This window comes from Candidatus Spongiihabitans sp. (genome assembly GCF_965237845.1).
Lineage (GTDB): Bacteria > Pseudomonadota > Gammaproteobacteria > Arenicellales > Poriferihabitantaceae > Spongiihabitans.
Genome location: NZ_OZ250154.1, coordinates 261,655 through 279,891 on the forward strand (window position 1 = coordinate 261,655; position 18,237 = coordinate 279,891).

Sequence of the window (18,237 nt, forward strand, 5' to 3'; positions counted from 1 at the left end):
ATGCCCGAACGCGCACTCAAAAGAACGGCGAAAACCATGGCAAAAGTTATGTTGGGCATGTCGCTGTGGGCGCTTAGTTTCACGGCGGCGGCCGATTGGCAACTTAATTTAACTCAGGGGGTAACGGAAATCAGCCGTCGAGTTTACGACATGCATATGATGGTGTTATGGATCTGTGTGGCTATTGGCGTTTTGGTGTTTGGCGCTATGGCAATCAGCATCGTCAAGCACCGAAAATCCAAAGGCGTTAGCGCGGCGACTTTCCACGAAAGCATCACCGCCGAAATGCTTTGGACCGTGGTTCCGTTTGTTATTTTGGTGGCCATGGCAATTCCCGCGGCAAAAACCCTGATTGTGATGGAAGACTCCTCCGATGCGGACATCACCATCAAGATTACCGGCCACCAATGGAAATGGGAATACGAATATCTTAATGAGGGGATTCGGTTTATCAGCAGCTTGCACAGCGATAGCAGAGAGGCCGCGGTGCTGGATTCCGGCATTGACCCACATACGGTGGACAATTATTTGCTGGAGGTGGATAAGCCCATGGTGCTGCCGGTCGGCAAGAAGGTTCGGTTTTTGCTGACTTCAAATGACGTGCTTCATGCATGGTGGCTGCCGGCTCTGGCGATTAAGAAAGATGCCGTGCCGGGTTTCATCAATGAAATGTGGACCAATATCGATGCCGATAAAGTCGGGATTTATCGCGGGCAATGCGCCGAGCTTTGTGGTCGCGACCATGGTTTCATGCCGATTGTGGTGGAAGCGAAGACAGAGGCCGACTATAACCAATGGGTTGCTCAGGAACTTGTCGCCGCCGAGGAAGCCGCAAATTCGGCGGATCGCGAATGGACTAGGGCCGAACTTATGGAAAAAGGCAAACAGGTTTATGACACCACCTGCGCCGCCTGCCACCAAGCCAACGGCGAAGGCATTACTGGGGTATTCCCGGCACTGGCAGGCAACCAGATGGTGCTCGAAGATATTGAATCCCACATCGGCATTGTCATGAACGGCACGCCCGGCACCGCCATGCAAGCCTTCGCCGCCCAACTCGGCGATGTTGATATTGCCGCGGTCATCACCTACGAGAGAAATGCCTGGGGCAACGATACCGGCGATGTGATTCAACCGGCCACCATCAAGGCGGCGCGCTGATGCTACCAAGAGAAACGCATTTATACTTACGCCAATGAGCGCACTCGCTATGGAAACCCACGAGTTCATCAAAGAACTGACCGAGGCCGGTATGACTGAACGCCAAGCCGAAGCCATCGCACGCCATCAATCCCAAATCATTAATGAGAATTTGGCGACTAATCATTACTTTGAGTTGTTGAGGCATGACATTGAGTTGTTGAGGAAAGAATTGATGCTCAAATTAGGTTCGATGATCGTCGCCAGCGGGGCCGCTACGATTGGCATTATTCTCGGCGTGATGTCGGTGATGTTGAAATGAGACAGGACGGAAGAATGTTTCCCATGGAAGAAGTGCAAAAATTGCTGGCAAGCAAAAAAAGCGTCAACCACATATTGCATGCCATATTAACGGCCATCACATTTGGATTGTGGGGCATCGTTTGGTTATGTTGTTTCGCCTTTGTCTCACAGCATAACGGGCAAATTGATGATAAAGTTAGAATAATTGAAATGGCACAGTTGTCTCAACAAGCATCAAAATGAATGAAACTTTGAGAGCAAATCAATGAACGCATATGCAACCCACGCCGACGACCACCACGATCATCACGGCCCCGCGCCCGGCCTGATGCGCTGGGTCACCACCACCAACCACAAAGATATTGGAACCCTGTACTTGTGGTTCGCATTTATTATGTTCTTCATCGGCGGCTTCATGGCGCTGATTATCCGCGCCGAATTATTTCAGCCCGGCCTGCAAATCGTGGATCCGCATTTCTTCAATCAGATGACCACGCTGCATGCATTGGTCATGATTTTCGGCGTGGTCATGCCGGCCTTCGTCGGGCTGGCGAACTGGATGCTGCCGATAATGGTGGGCGCGCCGGACATGGCGCTGCCGCGCATGAACAACTGGAGTTTCTGGATCCTGCCATTTGGGTTTGCGATGATGCTTTCCACTCTGTTTATGGAGGGCGGCGCGCCGGCGGCCGGCTGGACTTTGTATCCGCCATTGTCATTGCAAACCGGCAATGCCTTACCGTTTATAATTTTCTCGATTCACCTGCTTGGGATTTCATCCATCATGGGCGCGATCAATATTATCGCCACCATCATGAACCTGCGCGCCCCGGGCATGACTTTTATGAAAATGCCGCTGTTTGTTTGGACCTGGTTCATCACCGCTTATTTACTGATCGCGGTAATGCCGGTATTGGCTGGCGCGGTGACCATGTTGCTAACGGATAAATTTTTCGGCACCAGTTTTTTCGACGCGGCCGGCGGCGGCGACCCGGTGATGTTCCAGCATATTTTCTGGTTCTTCGGCCATCCTGAAGTCTATATCTTGATTCTGCCGTCATTCGGCCTGGTGTCCGAAATCATCCCGACCTTCTCGCGCAAAAGATTGTTTGGCTATAGCTCAATGGTCTATGCCACCGCGTCCATCGCCTTTTTGTCGTTCATTGTTTGGGCGCATCATATGTTCACCGTGGGCATGCCGTTGGCCGGGGAGTTGTTCTTCATGTTTTCCACCATGCTGATCGCGGTGCCTACCGGCGTGAAAGTGTTTAACTGGGTATCCACGATGTGGCGCGGGTCGCTGACGTTTGAGACACCGATGCTGTTCGCCTTGGGTTTTGTGGTGATGTTCACCATCGGCGGTTTCTCCGGGTTGATGCTGGCCATGACCCCTATCGACTTCCAATACCACGACACCTATTTTGTCGTGGCGCACTTCCACTACGTACTGGTGCCGGGCGCGGTTTTCGGGATTGTCGGCGGTGTTTATTATTGGCTGCCTAAGTGGACCGGCAACCGCTATAACGAAGGATTGGGCAAATGGCATTTTTGGCTATCGACCATTTTCGTAAACATCCTGTTCTTCCCGATGCATTTCGTCGGACTCGCTGGAATGCCGCGCCGCATCCCGGATTACGCCGTCCAATTTACGGATTTCAACCAGATTGCGACCATCGGCGCATTCGGTTTTGGCTTCTCGCAAATCTTGTTCTTGATCTTGGTTGTGAAATGCATCCGCGGCGGCGAGAAGGCCGCCGACCAGGTTTGGGAAGGCGCCCACGGTTTGGAGTGGACCTTAAGTTCGCCGCCGCCGTACCATACTTTTTCCGTGCAGCCGATGATTAAATAACCCCGTTAATTGACCTGTTATTGACCTGTTTTTGGATATATCGCGGTGGACAAAAAGGTAAAAAATACGATAGTTGCGCTTTTCGTGGTTGCGCTAATGATTTATTTTAGCTTTATTTTTTTGGCCGGCAGCGGTCGATTGTGAAGCGATTCCGCAAGATGACGCAAGATGACATTGAAACCCAAGTTGATTAAGAAGCGCACAATCGCCCACCTTTTCTTAATTCCGGTGGTTATGTTTGGGTTCGGGTATTTGATGGTGCCGATTTACAATGTGTTTTGTGATCTAACCGGCTTGAATGGCAAGACCGGCAGTATTTCCGTCAGCCAGGCGCATGAATTTGAAATTGATGCACAGCGGCTGGTGAAAGTGGAATTTCTCAGTGTCTTGAATCAGCAAGCGCCCTGGAAATTCGCCCCGGAAGTAAGCAGTATGTTGGTCAATCCCGGCAAACCATACACCACCAACTATATCGCCGCCAATCAACTGAGTCAGGAGATGGTCGGACAGGCGATACCCAGCGTGGCGCCATCTAAAGCGGCCGCCTATTTCAAAAAAACCGAATGTTTTTGTTTTAGCCAACAAAAGTTTGCAGCGAATGAATTAAAACAAATGCCGCTGACTTTTGTGATTGATCCGGCGTTACCAGACGACATCAACACGGTGTCGCTTTCTTACACACTTTTTGATGCAACAGTCGAATAAACTAAATAATCGAATTAAATAATATTGAGAGGCACAGTTATGGCAGAGGTGGCGCGCGGTCACTATTTCGTTCCCGAGGCGGCAAAATGGCCGATTGTCGGCTCCATTGCATTAACCCTGATCATGGGTGGGTTTGCCGCCTATTTAAATGGCAGTGCGCTAGGCTCGAAATTCAGTATTGCGGGCTTCATACTCTTTGTGGTGATGTTGTTTGGATGGTTTGGAACCGTAATTCGGGAAAGCGAATCAGGCACATACCAACCTTGGGAAGACATGTCTTTTCGACTGGGAATGAGTTGGTTTATTTTTTCTGAAGTCATGTTCTTCGCGGCTTTCTTCGGCGCACTGTATTATTCTCGCATACTTTCAGTCCCCTGGCTGCTGGGTGAAGGCGCTGGCACCGAAACCCACATGCAACTGTGGGGGGCATATTCCGAGATTTGGCCGACCAATGGGCCCGGAAATTTAGGGAGCAGTGACTTCCATATGGGTTGGTGGCCGCTGCCGTTCCTCAATACGATTATTCTGCTTAGTTCCGGGGTTACGGTTACCTGGGCGCACCATGCGATCAAAGCCAATCATCGCGCTCAAATCATAATCGGCCTGTTCCTGACCGTCGCCCTCGGGTTCTTGTTCGTCTATTTACAAGGCGTGGAATACATCGAAGCCTATCATGAAGGCATGACACTCAGCAGTGGTATCTATGGCTCAACATTTTTTATGCTGACCGGATTTCATGGCATGCACGTGACCTTGGGCGCGATCATGTTGACGGTGATGCTGTTTCGCGCAATTCGTGGACATTTCACCCCTGAGCGGCATTTTGCCTTTGAAGCTGCCGCCTGGTATTGGCACTTTGTGGATGTGGTTTGGTTAGGATTGTTTATTTTCGTATACGTCCTTTAACCCACGAGTCACCACGGGCCACCGTCGCAAGATTTTTAGAAACGGCGCGCGCCGTTTTGGTTCGCCCATCGTTCTTATTGCCCAAATCCGTGCGGAGAAATCCAGCCGAATTGTACGCCAACAAATAAAAGCAGCATAATAAACAGCGACAACCCCACGCGAATGAACAGTGATTTAACCATCCGTGTGGAGGCAGCGGGATCCTTGACCATATAGTAAAACGCCGTAAACAAGCTGACGATGACAAATAGCAACAGCGCGACCAGTATAATTTTGAACATCATTGATTAACGGCGGCATTGAATGAATAACGGATTGAGGAGGGCGATAATATGATCACGGATTCCGAAAAAAAACCAATTGAAAATGGGGTTAAACGCCGGATTATTAAACCCGGGATTATTAAACATGCCGTCATGGTTGTCTATCTATTGGGGTTGTCGTTATTGCTGGGATTAGGCGGTTGGCAGATCGGCAGGGGCCTGGAAAAAAACCAGGTTGAGAAAGCCATTTCTGAACGGCAAAATCAGCCCATAGTCATAAAAAAACAGCCTGAAAGCTGGGGCGACATAAAGTACAAAATGGTGCAACTGGATGGAAATTGGTTGGCGGGAAAAACATTTTTGCTGGACAATCGCGTCTATCAGGGGAAAACAGGTTATGAATTGTTGAATCCCATTCAGCTGAGTGGCGATGGCAGTGCAGTGCTTGTCAATCTCGGCTGGGTTGAAAAGCAACGGGTTAAGGAGGTCATGTCAATCAATGCCAGGTTAATCAGCAATGACTCGGTTGAGTCAGAAAAAGTGACCGGCCAACTGTATTTGCCGGACAAAGGGTTTACCCTGGGAGCGGCCTATACAAATGAAACTTCATGGCCAAAAATAATCCAGTATTTCGATCAGGCGGCGTTGTCAAAAGCACTGGGGGTTGATCTAGGTCCGGCAGTCGTTGTTTTGGACTCAAGCCCAAGTCGAGGCTTAATAAAAATCTGGTCGCCCTATGTGGTCAACGCATCTCGCCATTTCGGATATGCTTTTCAATGGTGGGGATTAGCGTTGACATTGATAATTTTCGGTATTATATGGCGGCGCAACAGTAATAGCCAATTTTGATATGATGGCTTGATATGACAGACAAAAACAAAAACGCTGGAGGCGCTGATTTTGGAAACACGGATTTGTGGCGTTCAAGGTTAAAACTAATTTTCATTTTTTTCCTGTTTCTTGGGCCGCTGTTGGTTGCATTCTTTTGGTACTACGGCTTAGGCGCCATATTGTTGCCGAAAGGGAAATCCAATCATGCTCCGCTGGTCAATCCGGTGGTCACTTTAACCCCATTCGAAAATAGTCTGTTCAACCACGGGCGCATTTCATCAGGAAGAATTTCACTTGAGTCGTTAAAACATAAATGGACCATCGTGCACTTGCTCAATTCCAACTGTGAGGCACAATGCCAAAAGTCCCTCTATAACACACGCCAAACGCGTATCGCCCTGGGCAAAGGCGCCGTGCGCGTGCAGCGCTATGTGGTTATCAATGACTCTGTATTGGCCGATGAAATTCAGCAACGCCACGCAGATGTTGTGCTGGTGAATCAATCCGGGGAAGGGCTGCAAAAACAATTGCAGCGGATTATTGAGCAACATAATATTGGCAGTGATGATGCGCTATTAATTGACCCGGTGGGAAACGTAATGATGGTGATTCCCGTGGATCTGGATCCAAGGCTGTTGCTCAAAGACCTGAAGAAACTGCTTAAAGTGTCACGGATAGGTTGATAGAATAGACCTGTGCAAGCCCACAGCAATTTTATTTGGTGAAAAATCGCGCAATAATATGAATCAAAAAAAACCATGGGGAGGGCGCTTTTTAAGCGCCACCAATCGCCTGATGGAACAATTTTCCGCATCAGTTGGTTTCGACTGCCGATTATATCGACACGACATTGCTGGATCAATTGCCCATGCGCGTATGCTCAGCCGCCAAGGTATTATTACTCAAATGGACTTTGATTCCATTGCAAAAGGATTGTTGGAAATCCAAGCTGAAATAGAAAACAACACCTTTGAATGGCGCGAAGGGCTTGAAGATGTTCACATGAATATTGAAGCGGCATTAACCTCAAGAATTGGCGAGGCCGGTAAAAAACTGCATACCGGGCGCTCGCGCAACGATCAGGTTGCCACCGACATGCGTTTATTTCTGAGGCAAGCGCTGGATGGGATATGCTTGCAATTGACCGAATTGCAACATGCGTTAATCAGATTGGCCGAGCATGAGGCGGAAACTATCCTGCCCGGTTATACGCATATGCAGGCCGCTCAGCCGGTGATTTTGGGGCATCATATTCTGGCCTGGAACGAAATGCTGCAACGTGATTTCGAACGGTTTCAGCAATGCAGGCAAAGGATAAATATTTGTCCGCTGGGCAGTGCGGCGCTGGCTGGCACCAGTTACCCCATAGATCGGGAAATGACCGCCCAGGAACTCGGTTTCGAGGGTGTTAGTTTGAATTCGCTGGATGCGGTATCGGATCGTGATTTCATTATTGAATTTACCGCCCATGCCGCACTGGCCATGATTCACTTATCGCGGGTCTCGGAAGAGTTGGTGCTGTGGTCATCCGATGCCTTTGGATTCGTAGATTTGGGCGACCAGTTTTGCACCGGTTCGAGCATCATGCCACAGAAAAAAAATCCCGACGTTGCCGAGCTGACCCGAGGAAAAAGCGGGCGAGTTTGCGGTGATTTGATGTCGCTGTTAATGTTAATGAAAGGGCAACCCCTAGCCTATAACCGAGATAATCAGGAAGATAAAGAGCCCCTGTTTGATACCGTCGATACGCTGCAACTCTGTTTGGGTGTTTTTTCGGCGATGTTTCCTGGGGTGAAATTTAACCGCGATAGAATGAATGCGGTGGCTGAAAAAGGATATTCCACGGCAACGGATTTGGCGGATTATCTGGCAAGGAAAAACATTCCGTTTCGGGATGCCCATGAAGTTGTTGGTAAGGTTGTCGGTTATGCCGTTGAACAAAGTGTGGCCTTGCCAGATATAGCGTTAAGTCAATTGCAAAAGTATTGCGCGGTGATTGAGCAAGATGTTTATGCTGTGTTGGACTTGCAGGGCTCGGTCAATGCGCGCGATCATATGGGCGGAACAGCGCCAAAACGGGTTAGGCAGGCGGCCGCGGCCGCACGAAAATTACTCGATGCAAGAAAGTCCAATTCAGGATAAAATCACAGGCGGATTCATCTCGGCCCAAGATATAAGCAATGACGATATAAGCAATGACCAACCAAATATCCGCATCCCTAAGAATGTGATCCCCAAAAGGTATCAATGAGAAGCGCCCTAATCTTGGTGATGGCGAGTTTTATGTTGTTGTCTGCTTGCGGGCAGAAAGGCCCGTTGTATTTGACCGAAGACCAAATTAGTGCAGAGCAGACTGAGCAAAAACAACAACAAAAACAACAGAAACAACAAGGAGAAAAGACGACGGATTAGATTATCGTTTTTAAGCATTAGATTCATTTTTCGGACGGCTGCGTAACCTCGCCACCTCAGTTTTCTAACCCAGTTTTCTAAACCATTCCAACCTCAAATGGATTATTTCGAGTATAAAAACAGGCGGTTATTTGCCGAGCAAGTCGCCCTTGGCGATATTGCAGAACAAGTCGGCACGCCTTGTTTCGTATACTCCCGCGCAACCCTGGAAAGACATTGGAATGCATTCAACAATGCATTCGGCGACTATCCCCATCAAATTTGTTATGCGGTAAAAGCAAACGGCAATCTTGCTATCCTGAACTTACTCGCCAGATTAGGCTCTGGTTTTGATATTGTCTCTGCGGGGGAACTTATGCGTGTTATGGAATCTGGCGGGGATCCAGCGAAGACAATTTTTTCTGGTGTGTGTAAACAGAGTTGGGAGATTCGCAATGCGCTGGAAGCAGGGATTCATTGTTTTAACATCGAATCCGAAGGCGAGTTGCAACGCATCAGTGCGATTGCCGGGGAATCAGGCGTGCAGCCGCGGATATCGATACGGATAAATCCGGACGTGGATGCAAAAACCCACCCGTATATATCCACCGGTCTGCGGGAAAACAAATTCGGCTTGTCTCCCGCCCAAGCGCTGGAAATCTATACACAAGCATCTAAAGACAAAAATATTCAAATCCACGGCGTTGCCTGCCACATTGGCTCTCAGTTGACGGATTTATCGCCTTTCAAAGCCGCGTTGAACCGCACCTTGTATTTTGTTGGCCAACTTGAGCGCATTGGGATTGCAATCAGCCATCTTGATTTCGGTGGTGGATTGGGGGTGAGATACCGTGATGAACAGCCTCCCAGCCCCGATGAATACGGGCAAATGCTGCTTGACCAACTTAAACCCCGAGCCCGGCAAATTCCGGTTGTCATCGAACCCGGGCGGGCGATTATCGCCAATGCAGGAATTTTGCTAACCAGGGTGCATTATATCAAGAAAAGCGATGCCTCAAATTTTTGTATCGTTGACGCAGGAATGAACGATTTAATTCGGCCCGCGTTATATCAGGCGTATCAGGAAATAGTTGAAGTGGATAAAACCGGCAAAGTCGATCCCGATGTCTATGATGTCGTCGGGCCAGTTTGCGAAAGCAGCGATTTTCTGGGCACGCAACGACGATTAAGTGTTGCTGAGGACGATTTACTTGCGGTCAGAACCACGGGTGCTTATGCTGCGGTGATGAGTTCAAATTACAATGCCCGTCCGCGACCCGCTGAAGTCATGGTTGATGGCGATAAATTTCATGTTATTAAACCACGCGAAACTGTGGAATCACTCTATCAGGGAGAACAAATTCTGCCTTAGCGTTGCGCTCGATTACTGATTGGTGATGCCGCTGGGGACATGCCCGGTTGGGACGTGTTGGCGCGCAGATTCGCAATGACCGCGTTGATCGTCGAAGAAAATATCGGCATCGAAGGTGCGTAAAAACTCGCCTTTATCCATGCCGCCCAGAAAAAAGCTTTCATCAATCCTGATATTCCAGGCGCGCAGGGTTTTAATGACTCGTTCATGGGCGGGTGCGCCGCGGGCGGTAATCAAGGCCGTGCGAATAGGCGATTGCGGGTGGTTTTGTTGAATCCGGTGCAGCGCAGCCAATACATTCTTAAACGGTCCTCCGAGCAAGGGCTGGTTGGCCGCTTGTTTTTCGGTTTCGCTGAATGCCGCAAGCCCTTGATTTTGAAACACCTGTTCTGCTTCATCCGAAAACAAAACCGCATCGCCGTCAAACGCAATTTTCAGTTTGCCGGAATCCCGGTTATCCATCTGCGACGGCAAAATGGTGGCGGCGGCGCAGCCGGCGTCCAGAGCTTGACTGACGTCTGTCGGGTCAGCAGATAAAAATAAATCCGCATCAAATGGTTTGACGTACCGATACGGCGACCGCCCGCCGGTAAATACCGCGCGGGTGATATTCAGACCGTAGTGCTCAATGGAATTAAATACCCGCAAGCCGGTGTCGGCGCTGTTTCTGGAAATCAACACGATCTCGACATGCTGTCCGGCACGGTTATTTTCCAGCGCATTATGATTGTTGGCATCGTCGGTATCCGGTGTATCGTTCAGCGCCAAAAACTTTTTCACCATAGGGAAAGCCACGCCGGGATTCAGGGTTTCATTTTCGTGATCGATTTGATATTGGCAATAGGCATCGACACCCTGCCCGGTATAGACCGCATGACTTTCGGCCATATCGAACAGGGCGCGCGATGAGATGGCGATTACCAGAGAATTTTCAAACGATTGCGCCATGTTCAGACCTGATGTTCAGAATCGACGTAGCGCATCAATGACCGACCGACTGTGCGGGCGTTTCTGGTGCCACACATAAAACGATTCAGCCGCTTGTTCGACCAGCATCCCCAATCCATCGTGCACCTGGGCGGCGCCATGTGCCAGCGCCCAATTCATAAATATCGTAGGTTGTGCGCCATACATCATGTCATAGACCAGCGTGTTTTCAGAAACACACTTTTCGCTGAGCCCCGGTAGCTGCCCCTCCAGGCTGGTTGCGGTGCCATTTACAATTAAATCAAAAGACCTGTCAACCGCTTGATCGAGTCCCACCCCGTGCACCTCATTGCCGAACCTTTCACTCAATGCGGTTGCTTTATTAACCGTGCGGTTGGCGATGGTTATGCCTTTCGGCTGGCACGCCAATAGCGACCCAATCACCCCGCGCGCCGCGCCACCGGCGCCGACCACCAGAACCGATTTATCCTGAATGGAAAAACCAATGTTGTTTTGCAGATCGGCCACCAATCCTGCGCCGTCGGTATTGTCGCCAAATACGCCACCCTGTTTTTCAAATCGAAGTGTATTTACAGCCTGCGCCTGGCTTGCCCTGTGGCTAAGGGTATTTTGCCCTTGTTGACAAAACTGCCAAGCCTCAACTTTGTAAGGTACAGTAATATTCAACCCGGCCCCGCCGCAAGCTGAAAAATGGCTAACCGCTTGATAAAAACCACCCACATCTACCTGAATCCGGTCATAGTCTATCGCAATACCGCATTGTTGCGCAAATAAACTATGGATCTGCGGCGACTTGCTGTGTTGCACTGGATTGCCCATCACGGCGAAACTGGACGACTTTAATTTGAAGTCAAATAAATCGGTCATGATAATCGGGCATGATAAAGAATGTTGCTAAAGGAAGTTTCCAATAATATTTTCTGGATATTTTCCGGCTCAACCCTATCACACTTCCTCAAACAGGATAAAAACCGGGCCGTCGCAGTCAATGCAAATGGTGCCAGCACCCACATTACTCAAGCCCAAAGAGCTCAAAGGCATAAATTTGGTGGTTTGCGGACAAGGATAGCGGCAATCGCCGGTTATGCCGACCCGTGTTTGTTCGACTACCGAAACGCTAAAGCCGCCGATGCGCTCGAACCGCCATTGCCCGGAGGAATAGCCAACAATATCATTGTCAAATTTAATCGTCGTCGGAGATTTTCTGGCGCGCAAGAAATGATGCGATTCGCCGATATTGAATAATTCATGATCGCGTCGTCCACCGAGAAATCCGATTAAATTCACTTCGCCGAAATGTTCAGGAATATGGCCAAGGGCAAAAGCCAGGTCAGAAAAATCCTTGCTTGGATTCAGCGGAACATCGATCATGCCTTCAAAAGAATCACCATCCCCTACCGAAATGCCTTCTCCCGATTTTCGCAAGCGCGCGCCGCGGTCCACGAAGATTACAGGTTCTTCAATACCCTGAACATTGTCATGGACATTTTCATAAAAAGGCCCCACCAACGTAATGTGCAGGCTGTTTTTGAAGTTGCTTAGATATTTTTCGATGGTCATTGAAGCGGTGAAAATTTAGAACGACAGGGCCGTATTCGGTTAAGCGCTCGGTTAAGCAATACTATAGACATCGGGCAGGTAAATTAAAAGGGCATGCAAAAGCCGGCAGCACAAAGAGAGCGCTGGGCCGACAAGCGGAGCGCCTGATGATCGTTGAAAACAATAGTGATAAGTCATCGGGCCGATAACCACTCCAACGGGCCACCAATCTCTGCCTGAAATAACAGATCATTCTGCCATCGGCGCCGCTGGTTGCCGATTTACCCCATGATTTACCCCAAGGCGCAACACCGTGCATAGCTAAACGGTGGACAACAAACGCTTGGCCGGGTTTTACCGCGATCTCCACTCGTTTACAGGTGGCGAATACATTTTTACGGGTGCGTTGATAAATCTCGGTAACATCTTCGTCGCCCCACTTGTCCGGCGCCAGGCCCTTAAAGCGTGTGCCGAATGCCGTGCGGACAATTTCATGAGATTTCTCCCAGACAACAAACGGCGAAGCATCCGCGCTGAAATCAACCAGCGGAATGCCCAGAATAAAACCATGATGCTCGCGCAGATGGCGGCGCCGAGCGGTGCCTTCAGCGCGCAAGCCATCGACATGGGCGGCATCGCAGTCACGGCGATACCGAAAGGCGGCGCTGGATTCCGATTCCATCGGCTGAGGATAACCCGGGTAGCATACCGAGATCTGCCCGCGGTCCAGATCGAAATTTGACAGCCCCAGGCAATGTCGAATAAATTCCACCGCAGCGCCTTGCAGTGGTGCGCAGTCGCCTAGCGCGCCAGAAGCCGAGTTTGGCAGTACGTTCACGCCAGCGAACCAGGTACCGCCACAACGCAACCATTGTGCGTTTTCCTGTTTGCTAACCGCTTCACGCGCTTCAGGCAACGCGCATTTAACCCATTCGGCGAGCGCGCCGTCGTATTTGAATTTGCGCCAGCCTTGTTTAAAAAATGATTCAGCGTTCATAACGACAACCCCGCGCAAACCCTGGACGGTCATTTCAACTGAGTGGATTGAGAGTTGATAATGGGGTCTGTTGAAAATCTATGCGACGCGGAAAATATCTCCAGGTTGTTCGGTCCAATAGCGACGGTATTGCCCGGAAGCTTTTTGGGGGTCGTTGAACATGAAAAGCTTCACCTGGACCCCAGCCTTGCCGTGGCGGAAAAAACGGGGTTTTTCATCCTCTTCAAACAGCTCTTTGTAACCGTCTATTCTGCGCTCGGCGGCAGTGTATTCGGTTCCCTTCGGATCCACAAACACGATACGGTATTCATTTCCCTTACACATCCAGAAAACAAAATCAGGCAGAAAACGGCGGTAATCGTTGTTACCTCTATCATAGTAAGGAATGTGAACATCGTCCAAGGACTCGTCTATTTTGCTGAACATCCAAGCATCCCACGGTACCTTGTTTCTCTCCACCCATTTTTCCAGTGCATTAAGAAAACTGACCTCGCTATTGACTTTGATTATATGCTGTATGTAATCGGTTGTCTCGTTCCCCAGAAGCACGGGAAAGTAATAGTGTTGAGCAACCCTTTTGATCGTCAGCTCCCTGAAAGTCTCTTCATTTTTTCCTGAAGACTTCTTAGTAAACTCTTCCCGCGTTATCTCACCCAGTCCAAGTTGCTGACCTAATTTGCTTATCTCTCCATCGGACACCTCACCTTGCCTGACCCGGTTAAGTCTTTCTTTAAGATCGTTGACGTATTCAGAATGGACACGAATATGACGGAAGTGAACAATATCTTTTTTGCCAAGCGCCCGAACGCCATCAGACACCTTTGCCGTTTTAGAAAGGTGGGATATAAGACGGTGTTGCAAAAAAGGAATCATCGCATAGTTCTTTTCCGGGGTGAGTTGTATTTTCTCCGTATTTTTTACCATGCTGCGCAATGCAGCAATCTGGGATGTTTTAAGCCCATCTCGAACTGCAAACACTGCATCGGATGTTGTTTCCATATAACTTTTGAGTCTGTTCAGGGTTTTCTCGCTCATGGCGAATTTTCCTTGTGCGGCTGCGCCATCTTTCGCTTCTTTGTATTCGGGAACCAGCAACGGCATATTTTTATTGCCGATTTTCGGTATTGGCGCCCTTTCAAAACCTTCCAGGATTTCAAAGTCTCCACTTTCTCCATATTCCGCCGCCAACCCTTCCAGCACCGCCTTGACGGCACTTCGGTTGGTCGCAAAAAGAAACAAGGTTTCCAGCGGCTGTACCTGGTCGTGATAAGGCTGAATGGCCTTTTTCTCATTACTCTCAGGCAAACGGGCAAACCGGCGGCGTTGATTGGGCAACGGCTCTATCCGTACGCCTCGCCCGACCGACTGCACCACAAACTTCTTGGCGTCTTTCCCGCCGATGTTGATGAAGTTGATCACGTTGGGGCGGTTGGAATCCCAACTTTCAAAGAATGATCGCGAGCCCATCAGGATGGTTATTCGGCTTTTCTCCAAGCCCTCAAAAAACGATTTCCCTTGCAATGCGGTTGTTTCTTCAAATCCATCGAGCAATATATTGCGCCATTTGGATGTATCGCCGATGCGTATCAAGGCAAAAGGCGAGTCGGCGTTTTTTAATTGAAACGCCAGTTCCTTGTTATCTTCGCTGCGGATGAATTGCAATGCTCCCTTTGCGCGGCTCAGAAAAACCGCTTCGCGCAAATCGGTTATTTTCATTTTGCCGATGACATCTTCATCGGTTCCAATAATTCCAGCGCCATTCCCGCCGAAAAGAAGCCTTGCGTTTCTCCAATTATCCATCAATTCGGTTTTCGCCTCTTTGAAAAGCGATTGGTCAATCTCTCCAGTGGCAATTTCGCGCAAGGTTTGAAAAAACGCCCACAAATCATTCTGGTCGTTTTCAATGTCGGTATTGACGGAATTAACCAAGGTCAGCATCAGCGGCAGATGGTAAAGGTTTTCCAACCCCGTGCCGATGCGAAGCGCCTTGACCCGCATAGATACATAAGCCAGCGTGATAAGCGACTTCAGGACAATTTTTCGTCTTTCCGCGTGGCTGATTTCCTCTTTCCTGTTTTTGAATGCGTTGTACTCGGTTTCATTCAAGTAAATGTTTTTGCCATGTCCGTTTTTTACAAACTCTTCCAAATTGTATTTTTTAACGGTCGTTATGATGTCCTCTTTATCGGTAAAAGTTGCGGAGAAGTTAAACAGAAAACCCTCGCGCGCCATAATCGCGTAATACGCCTGCCGTTTGGAATCCTCCTTGCTGCCCTTGTGTGCCTCATCCAGCAGGATGAACCATTTGCCTCCGTTTTCATATGTGCGATAATCAATCAACGCCTCTTTCTGAACATCGGAAATGTTGTCGCTGCGGTGGTAATAAACCACTATCGAATCGCCGACCCTGTGCTGATACGACCCCCTGCCCGCTTGACGCAAAGGAACCAAATCTATTTGCAATCCGCTACTTCGGTTGAATTCGTCAATGGTGCGGCGTATCTGCCCAATCAAGCCACCGCTGCTCGGAGCGAGGATAAGAATGTTATGCGGTGGAATTTCGCCATGTTGCTGCAAATGACGCAAGTATTCAATCAATTTAACCATCACCAACGTCTTGCCGCTTCCGGTGGCCATCCAAAAGCACATTCGGTTTATCAGGTTGGCATATGGGATTAAATCGCCCAATGGGCGCATGAACTCCGACAATAGGCGAAATACTTGGCTTTCCCTCTTGTTCTTTTCATCGGCACGGGTTTCGTATTTTTTAAGATACGCAGACAAGCTGGAATCTCTGTATAAATCCATGAAAAACCTTTTGCGTTCATTGCTTGTCTCCTGGGTTTCACCGGAAAACCAATCATGATCTTTCCCATAATAAAGATAAAACGCGCGCGCGGCTTTTTCCAAAGCGTCTGTTTGGTAGCCGTATAGGGTTTTTTCGGAAGAAAACCGGTGAATATCAGGCACGCGCCAAGTTTCGGGGAGGTCTCCGTAGTTCAGGGATTCGCTGATAAGTTCAAGATGTGTTTGCATTTGCTGACAGTTTTTTAGCCAAAATCTCGGATGGTATTATTTCAACATCGCCTACCACTTTCTTTGTTAATACTCCGCGCAAATCATCAAGCAGGTAGCTAGCCAAATATTCAACAACCCCTCTTGTTTCCTCTGCGTCTACACCATCTATAACAAGCCAAAAATCATGCTTTTTATCTTTCATGCGTTTTGCAGCATCCTTGCATTTTGCAGCTAAACGACACAGAACAAGCAAACTTCCATATACTTTCACGTAATTTTCTTGTCTAACATTTTTAACAACACAATCCTTCTTGTCATCATCATTAAGATATGAATATTGTTCTTCAATGGCTTTAATAGTATCCGCCAAACGAGTTTCTTCGACAACAAAAATTTTGTTATCATTAATAAAAAAATAATCGCAACAGTTGCAGCTTCCCAAACCCACATCTGCCCTCATATCGGGCATCTCTACCGATTTTGTTGTGTTATCCATACGAAAAACATCAACTTCTTTCCCGTTCGAGTCTGGTCTTACTTCCCGAAATTGACCAAGAAATGTCATAAAAGCCCCTTGATATACAAATCAGAAAACGGTTTTGTCAGTTCCTGCTTTATCCTTGCCAATTTAATGTCAAAATCGCTCTCACCATCTATAACTCCTTGATGTGAAAAATGATTTAATGCCACCAATTCCTCATATTCTGGATTTTTCTTTACTGCCACTTCAAGGAATTTAAGAATATCGGCACTGTGGGTGGCGATGACAACGTTAACGCCGCCTTTCGCCAATTCAAACAGGGTTTCAGCCATAACGACCTGCCACCCCGGGTGCAGATGCGCTTCCGGTTCGTCAATGAAAATAAAGGAATCCTCGTCCAGCACCTTGCGCTCAATCAACAGCGCCAAAACACCGAGGTTGGCAACTCCCATGGCGGTTACGGGCAAAGAGAAACTACGGCCATTTTCCTGGAATGATAAATCGCCGCTTTCGGAAAGTGCGATTTTTCCGCCGAGAATATTCTCGCCAGTCAATTTTTCATATACATCCGGGAAAGCCATATCACCGGTGTATTGATACTTGAGCGCGCTTGCCAGATCATAAAAATATCCCGGAATCCCACTGATTCGTTCTCTGCTGCTATGCAGGTGCCTCGGAGATAGGCGAATGTCCTCCAAAGCGTTTTTTAATTTCCAGTAAACAGGGGATTCCAGATAAATCACTTTGGAATATTGTTGTAATTCCTGCAATCCAAACCGAGGTATGCTGAACTCAATTTCTCCATTTGAGAATTCAAATTTTCCAAGATAATCACTCACAACTTCCGATGACCGGTCTTCTTTGCCTCTCAGATCGGAAAGCTTTGGCACTTGAAAATTTTGAATCAGATTCTCTTTAATTTTATATGCTATCCCGGAAACAATAAATTCTTTCGCATTTTTGTCGCTGAGTTCTTCTTGCAACTTGGTCAAAGATTGTTCCTCACCCTTCAAAGTATCTTTCATTAAGGAACGGGAACCGTCCAGATCCGGCGATGCCATAGATTCCAGTTCTAAAATCAGTTTAGAGAGAGTTGCCTGTATCTCTTTCGCCTTGTTAGCAAGATCAGGCATGATTTTGTCCAACTGTTTAAAGTCTCCGATTGGGGAATCTATGATCATATCTTGCAACACTCTAATTCTCTCGTATAGCGGAAATAGCGACACTCTTTCCCCCTCTGAATCCTCCAAATCTTTTAGATTACCAATACTATGTAAAAGATGTGCGGTGAGATTATTTATATGCTCCTTAGCATGATTCGCATTCATCGAGTTAAAAAGCGAATACAAAACCTTAGAAACAAAACTTTTGCCGGTGTTATTCGGTCCGGCGAACACAGTGAATTGCCCGATGCGAATTTTCGCATCGGCAAGTTTGCCGATATTCTTGATTTTCAGTTCAAAAGCCATGATGCATCCCCTAAGTGCAAAAGCA

The 18,237-nt window shown here is 48.3% G+C and carries 19 protein-coding genes; 11 read left to right on the forward strand and 8 right to left on the reverse strand.

Features of this window, described 5'->3' with window-relative positions; translation table 11 throughout:
• Window positions 1–36 precede the first annotated feature (36 nt).
• The 6 genes from coxB (at window position 37) to ACPXXB_RS01345 (ending at window position 4,903) form a co-directional block, all read left to right on the forward strand.
• Window positions 37–1,161, forward strand: coding sequence for a cytochrome c oxidase subunit II (coxB, locus tag ACPXXB_RS01320; RefSeq protein WP_423910854.1), 1,125 nt, complete (start codon window positions 37–39; stop codon window positions 1,159–1,161).
• 34 nt (window positions 1,162–1,195) lie between these two features.
• Window positions 1,196–1,462, forward strand: coding sequence for a hypothetical protein (locus tag ACPXXB_RS01325; RefSeq protein ID WP_423908515.1), 267 nt, complete (start codon window positions 1,196–1,198; stop codon window positions 1,460–1,462).
• Window positions 1,463–1,476: 14 nt separating this feature from the next.
• Entirely contained in the window at window positions 1,477–1,686 is a 210-nt protein-coding gene (locus ACPXXB_RS01330; protein ID WP_423908517.1) for a hypothetical protein, read from the forward strand.
• A 22-nt stretch (window positions 1,687–1,708) separates the two neighbouring features.
• Window positions 1,709–3,292 (forward strand): cytochrome c oxidase subunit I, encoded by a 1,584-nt coding sequence (gene ctaD / locus ACPXXB_RS01335; RefSeq protein WP_423908519.1) that lies wholly within the window; start codon window positions 1,709–1,711, stop codon window positions 3,290–3,292.
• Window positions 3,293–3,460: 168 nt separating this feature from the next.
• The gene (locus ACPXXB_RS01340; protein ID WP_423908521.1) at window positions 3,461–3,997 is read left to right on the forward strand and encodes a cytochrome c oxidase assembly protein; all 537 of its coding nucleotides are present in this window, start codon (window positions 3,461–3,463) and stop codon (window positions 3,995–3,997) included.
• Between the two features lie 39 nt (window positions 3,998–4,036).
• Window positions 4,037–4,903: a cytochrome c oxidase subunit 3 gene (locus ACPXXB_RS01345; protein WP_423908522.1), complete on the forward strand. Its 867-nt coding sequence runs from the start codon at window positions 4,037–4,039 to the stop codon at window positions 4,901–4,903.
• A gap of 74 nt (window positions 4,904–4,977) precedes the next feature.
• Here the strand turns inward: ACPXXB_RS01345 and ACPXXB_RS01350 are convergent, their stop codons facing one another.
• Window positions 4,978–5,187, reverse strand: coding sequence for a DUF2909 domain-containing protein (locus tag ACPXXB_RS01350; RefSeq protein ID WP_423908524.1), 210 nt, complete (start codon window positions 5,185–5,187; stop codon window positions 4,978–4,980).
• A gap of 48 nt (window positions 5,188–5,235) precedes the next feature.
• Here ACPXXB_RS01350 and ACPXXB_RS01355 point away from each other — a divergent pair, with 48 nt between their 5' ends.
• The 5 genes from ACPXXB_RS01355 (at window position 5,236) to lysA (ending at window position 9,760) form a co-directional block, all read left to right on the forward strand.
• Entirely contained in the window at window positions 5,236–6,015 is a 780-nt protein-coding gene (locus ACPXXB_RS01355; RefSeq protein ID WP_423908525.1) for an SURF1 family protein, read from the forward strand.
• A gap of 14 nt (window positions 6,016–6,029) precedes the next feature.
• A complete protein-coding gene (locus tag ACPXXB_RS01360; RefSeq protein WP_423908527.1) occupies window positions 6,030–6,680 on the forward strand; it encodes a hypothetical protein in 651 nt (216 codons plus the stop codon).
• Window positions 6,681–6,738: 58 nt separating this feature from the next.
• Complete coding sequence (argH, locus tag ACPXXB_RS01365) at window positions 6,739–8,139, forward strand: argininosuccinate lyase (RefSeq protein ID WP_423908529.1); 1,401 nt, start codon at window positions 6,739–6,741, stop codon at window positions 8,137–8,139.
• A gap of 105 nt (window positions 8,140–8,244) precedes the next feature.
• On the forward strand, window positions 8,245–8,409 hold the full coding sequence (lptM, locus tag ACPXXB_RS01370) for an LPS translocon maturation chaperone LptM (RefSeq protein WP_423908531.1): 165 nt from the start codon (window positions 8,245–8,247) through the stop codon (window positions 8,407–8,409).
• Window positions 8,410–8,506: 97 nt separating this feature from the next.
• On the forward strand, window positions 8,507–9,760 hold the full coding sequence (gene lysA / locus ACPXXB_RS01375) for a diaminopimelate decarboxylase (RefSeq protein WP_423908533.1): 1,254 nt from the start codon (window positions 8,507–8,509) through the stop codon (window positions 9,758–9,760).
• Window positions 9,761–9,772: 12 nt separating this feature from the next.
• On the opposite strand, the gene ACPXXB_RS01380 is transcribed toward lysA, so the two are convergent.
• From ACPXXB_RS01380 to ACPXXB_RS01410, 7 genes are all read right to left on the reverse strand, one after another.
• Window positions 9,773–10,708, reverse strand: coding sequence for a 5'-nucleotidase (locus ACPXXB_RS01380; protein ID WP_423908535.1), 936 nt, complete (start codon window positions 10,706–10,708; stop codon window positions 9,773–9,775).
• Window positions 10,709–10,723: 15 nt separating this feature from the next.
• Window positions 10,724–11,575 carry a shikimate dehydrogenase gene (gene aroE, locus ACPXXB_RS01385; protein ID WP_423908536.1) on the reverse strand — a complete coding sequence of 284 codons (852 nt, stop codon included), beginning with the start codon at window positions 11,573–11,575 and terminating at the stop codon, window positions 10,724–10,726.
• Between the two features lie 78 nt (window positions 11,576–11,653).
• On the reverse strand, window positions 11,654–12,268 hold the full coding sequence (locus ACPXXB_RS01390; protein WP_423908538.1) for a hypothetical protein: 615 nt from the start codon (window positions 12,266–12,268) through the stop codon (window positions 11,654–11,656).
• A 61-nt stretch (window positions 12,269–12,329) separates the two neighbouring features.
• Window positions 12,330–13,244 carry a hypothetical protein gene (locus ACPXXB_RS01395; RefSeq protein ID WP_423908539.1) on the reverse strand — a complete coding sequence of 305 codons (915 nt, stop codon included), beginning with the start codon at window positions 13,242–13,244 and terminating at the stop codon, window positions 12,330–12,332.
• 78 nt (window positions 13,245–13,322) lie between these two features.
• A complete protein-coding gene (locus ACPXXB_RS01400) occupies window positions 13,323–16,280 on the reverse strand; it encodes a DEAD/DEAH box helicase family protein (protein ID WP_423908541.1) in 2,958 nt (985 codons plus the stop codon).
• A complete protein-coding gene (locus tag ACPXXB_RS01405) occupies window positions 16,264–16,827 on the reverse strand; it encodes a hypothetical protein (RefSeq protein ID WP_423908543.1) in 564 nt (187 codons plus the stop codon). Before ACPXXB_RS01405 ends, ACPXXB_RS01400 begins: the two co-directional genes overlap by 17 nt.
• Entirely contained in the window at window positions 16,824–18,212 is a 1,389-nt protein-coding gene (locus ACPXXB_RS01410; protein ID WP_423908545.1) for an AAA family ATPase, read from the reverse strand. Before ACPXXB_RS01410 ends, ACPXXB_RS01405 begins: the two co-directional genes overlap by 4 nt.
• Between the last annotated feature and the right edge of the window lie 25 nt (window positions 18,213–18,237).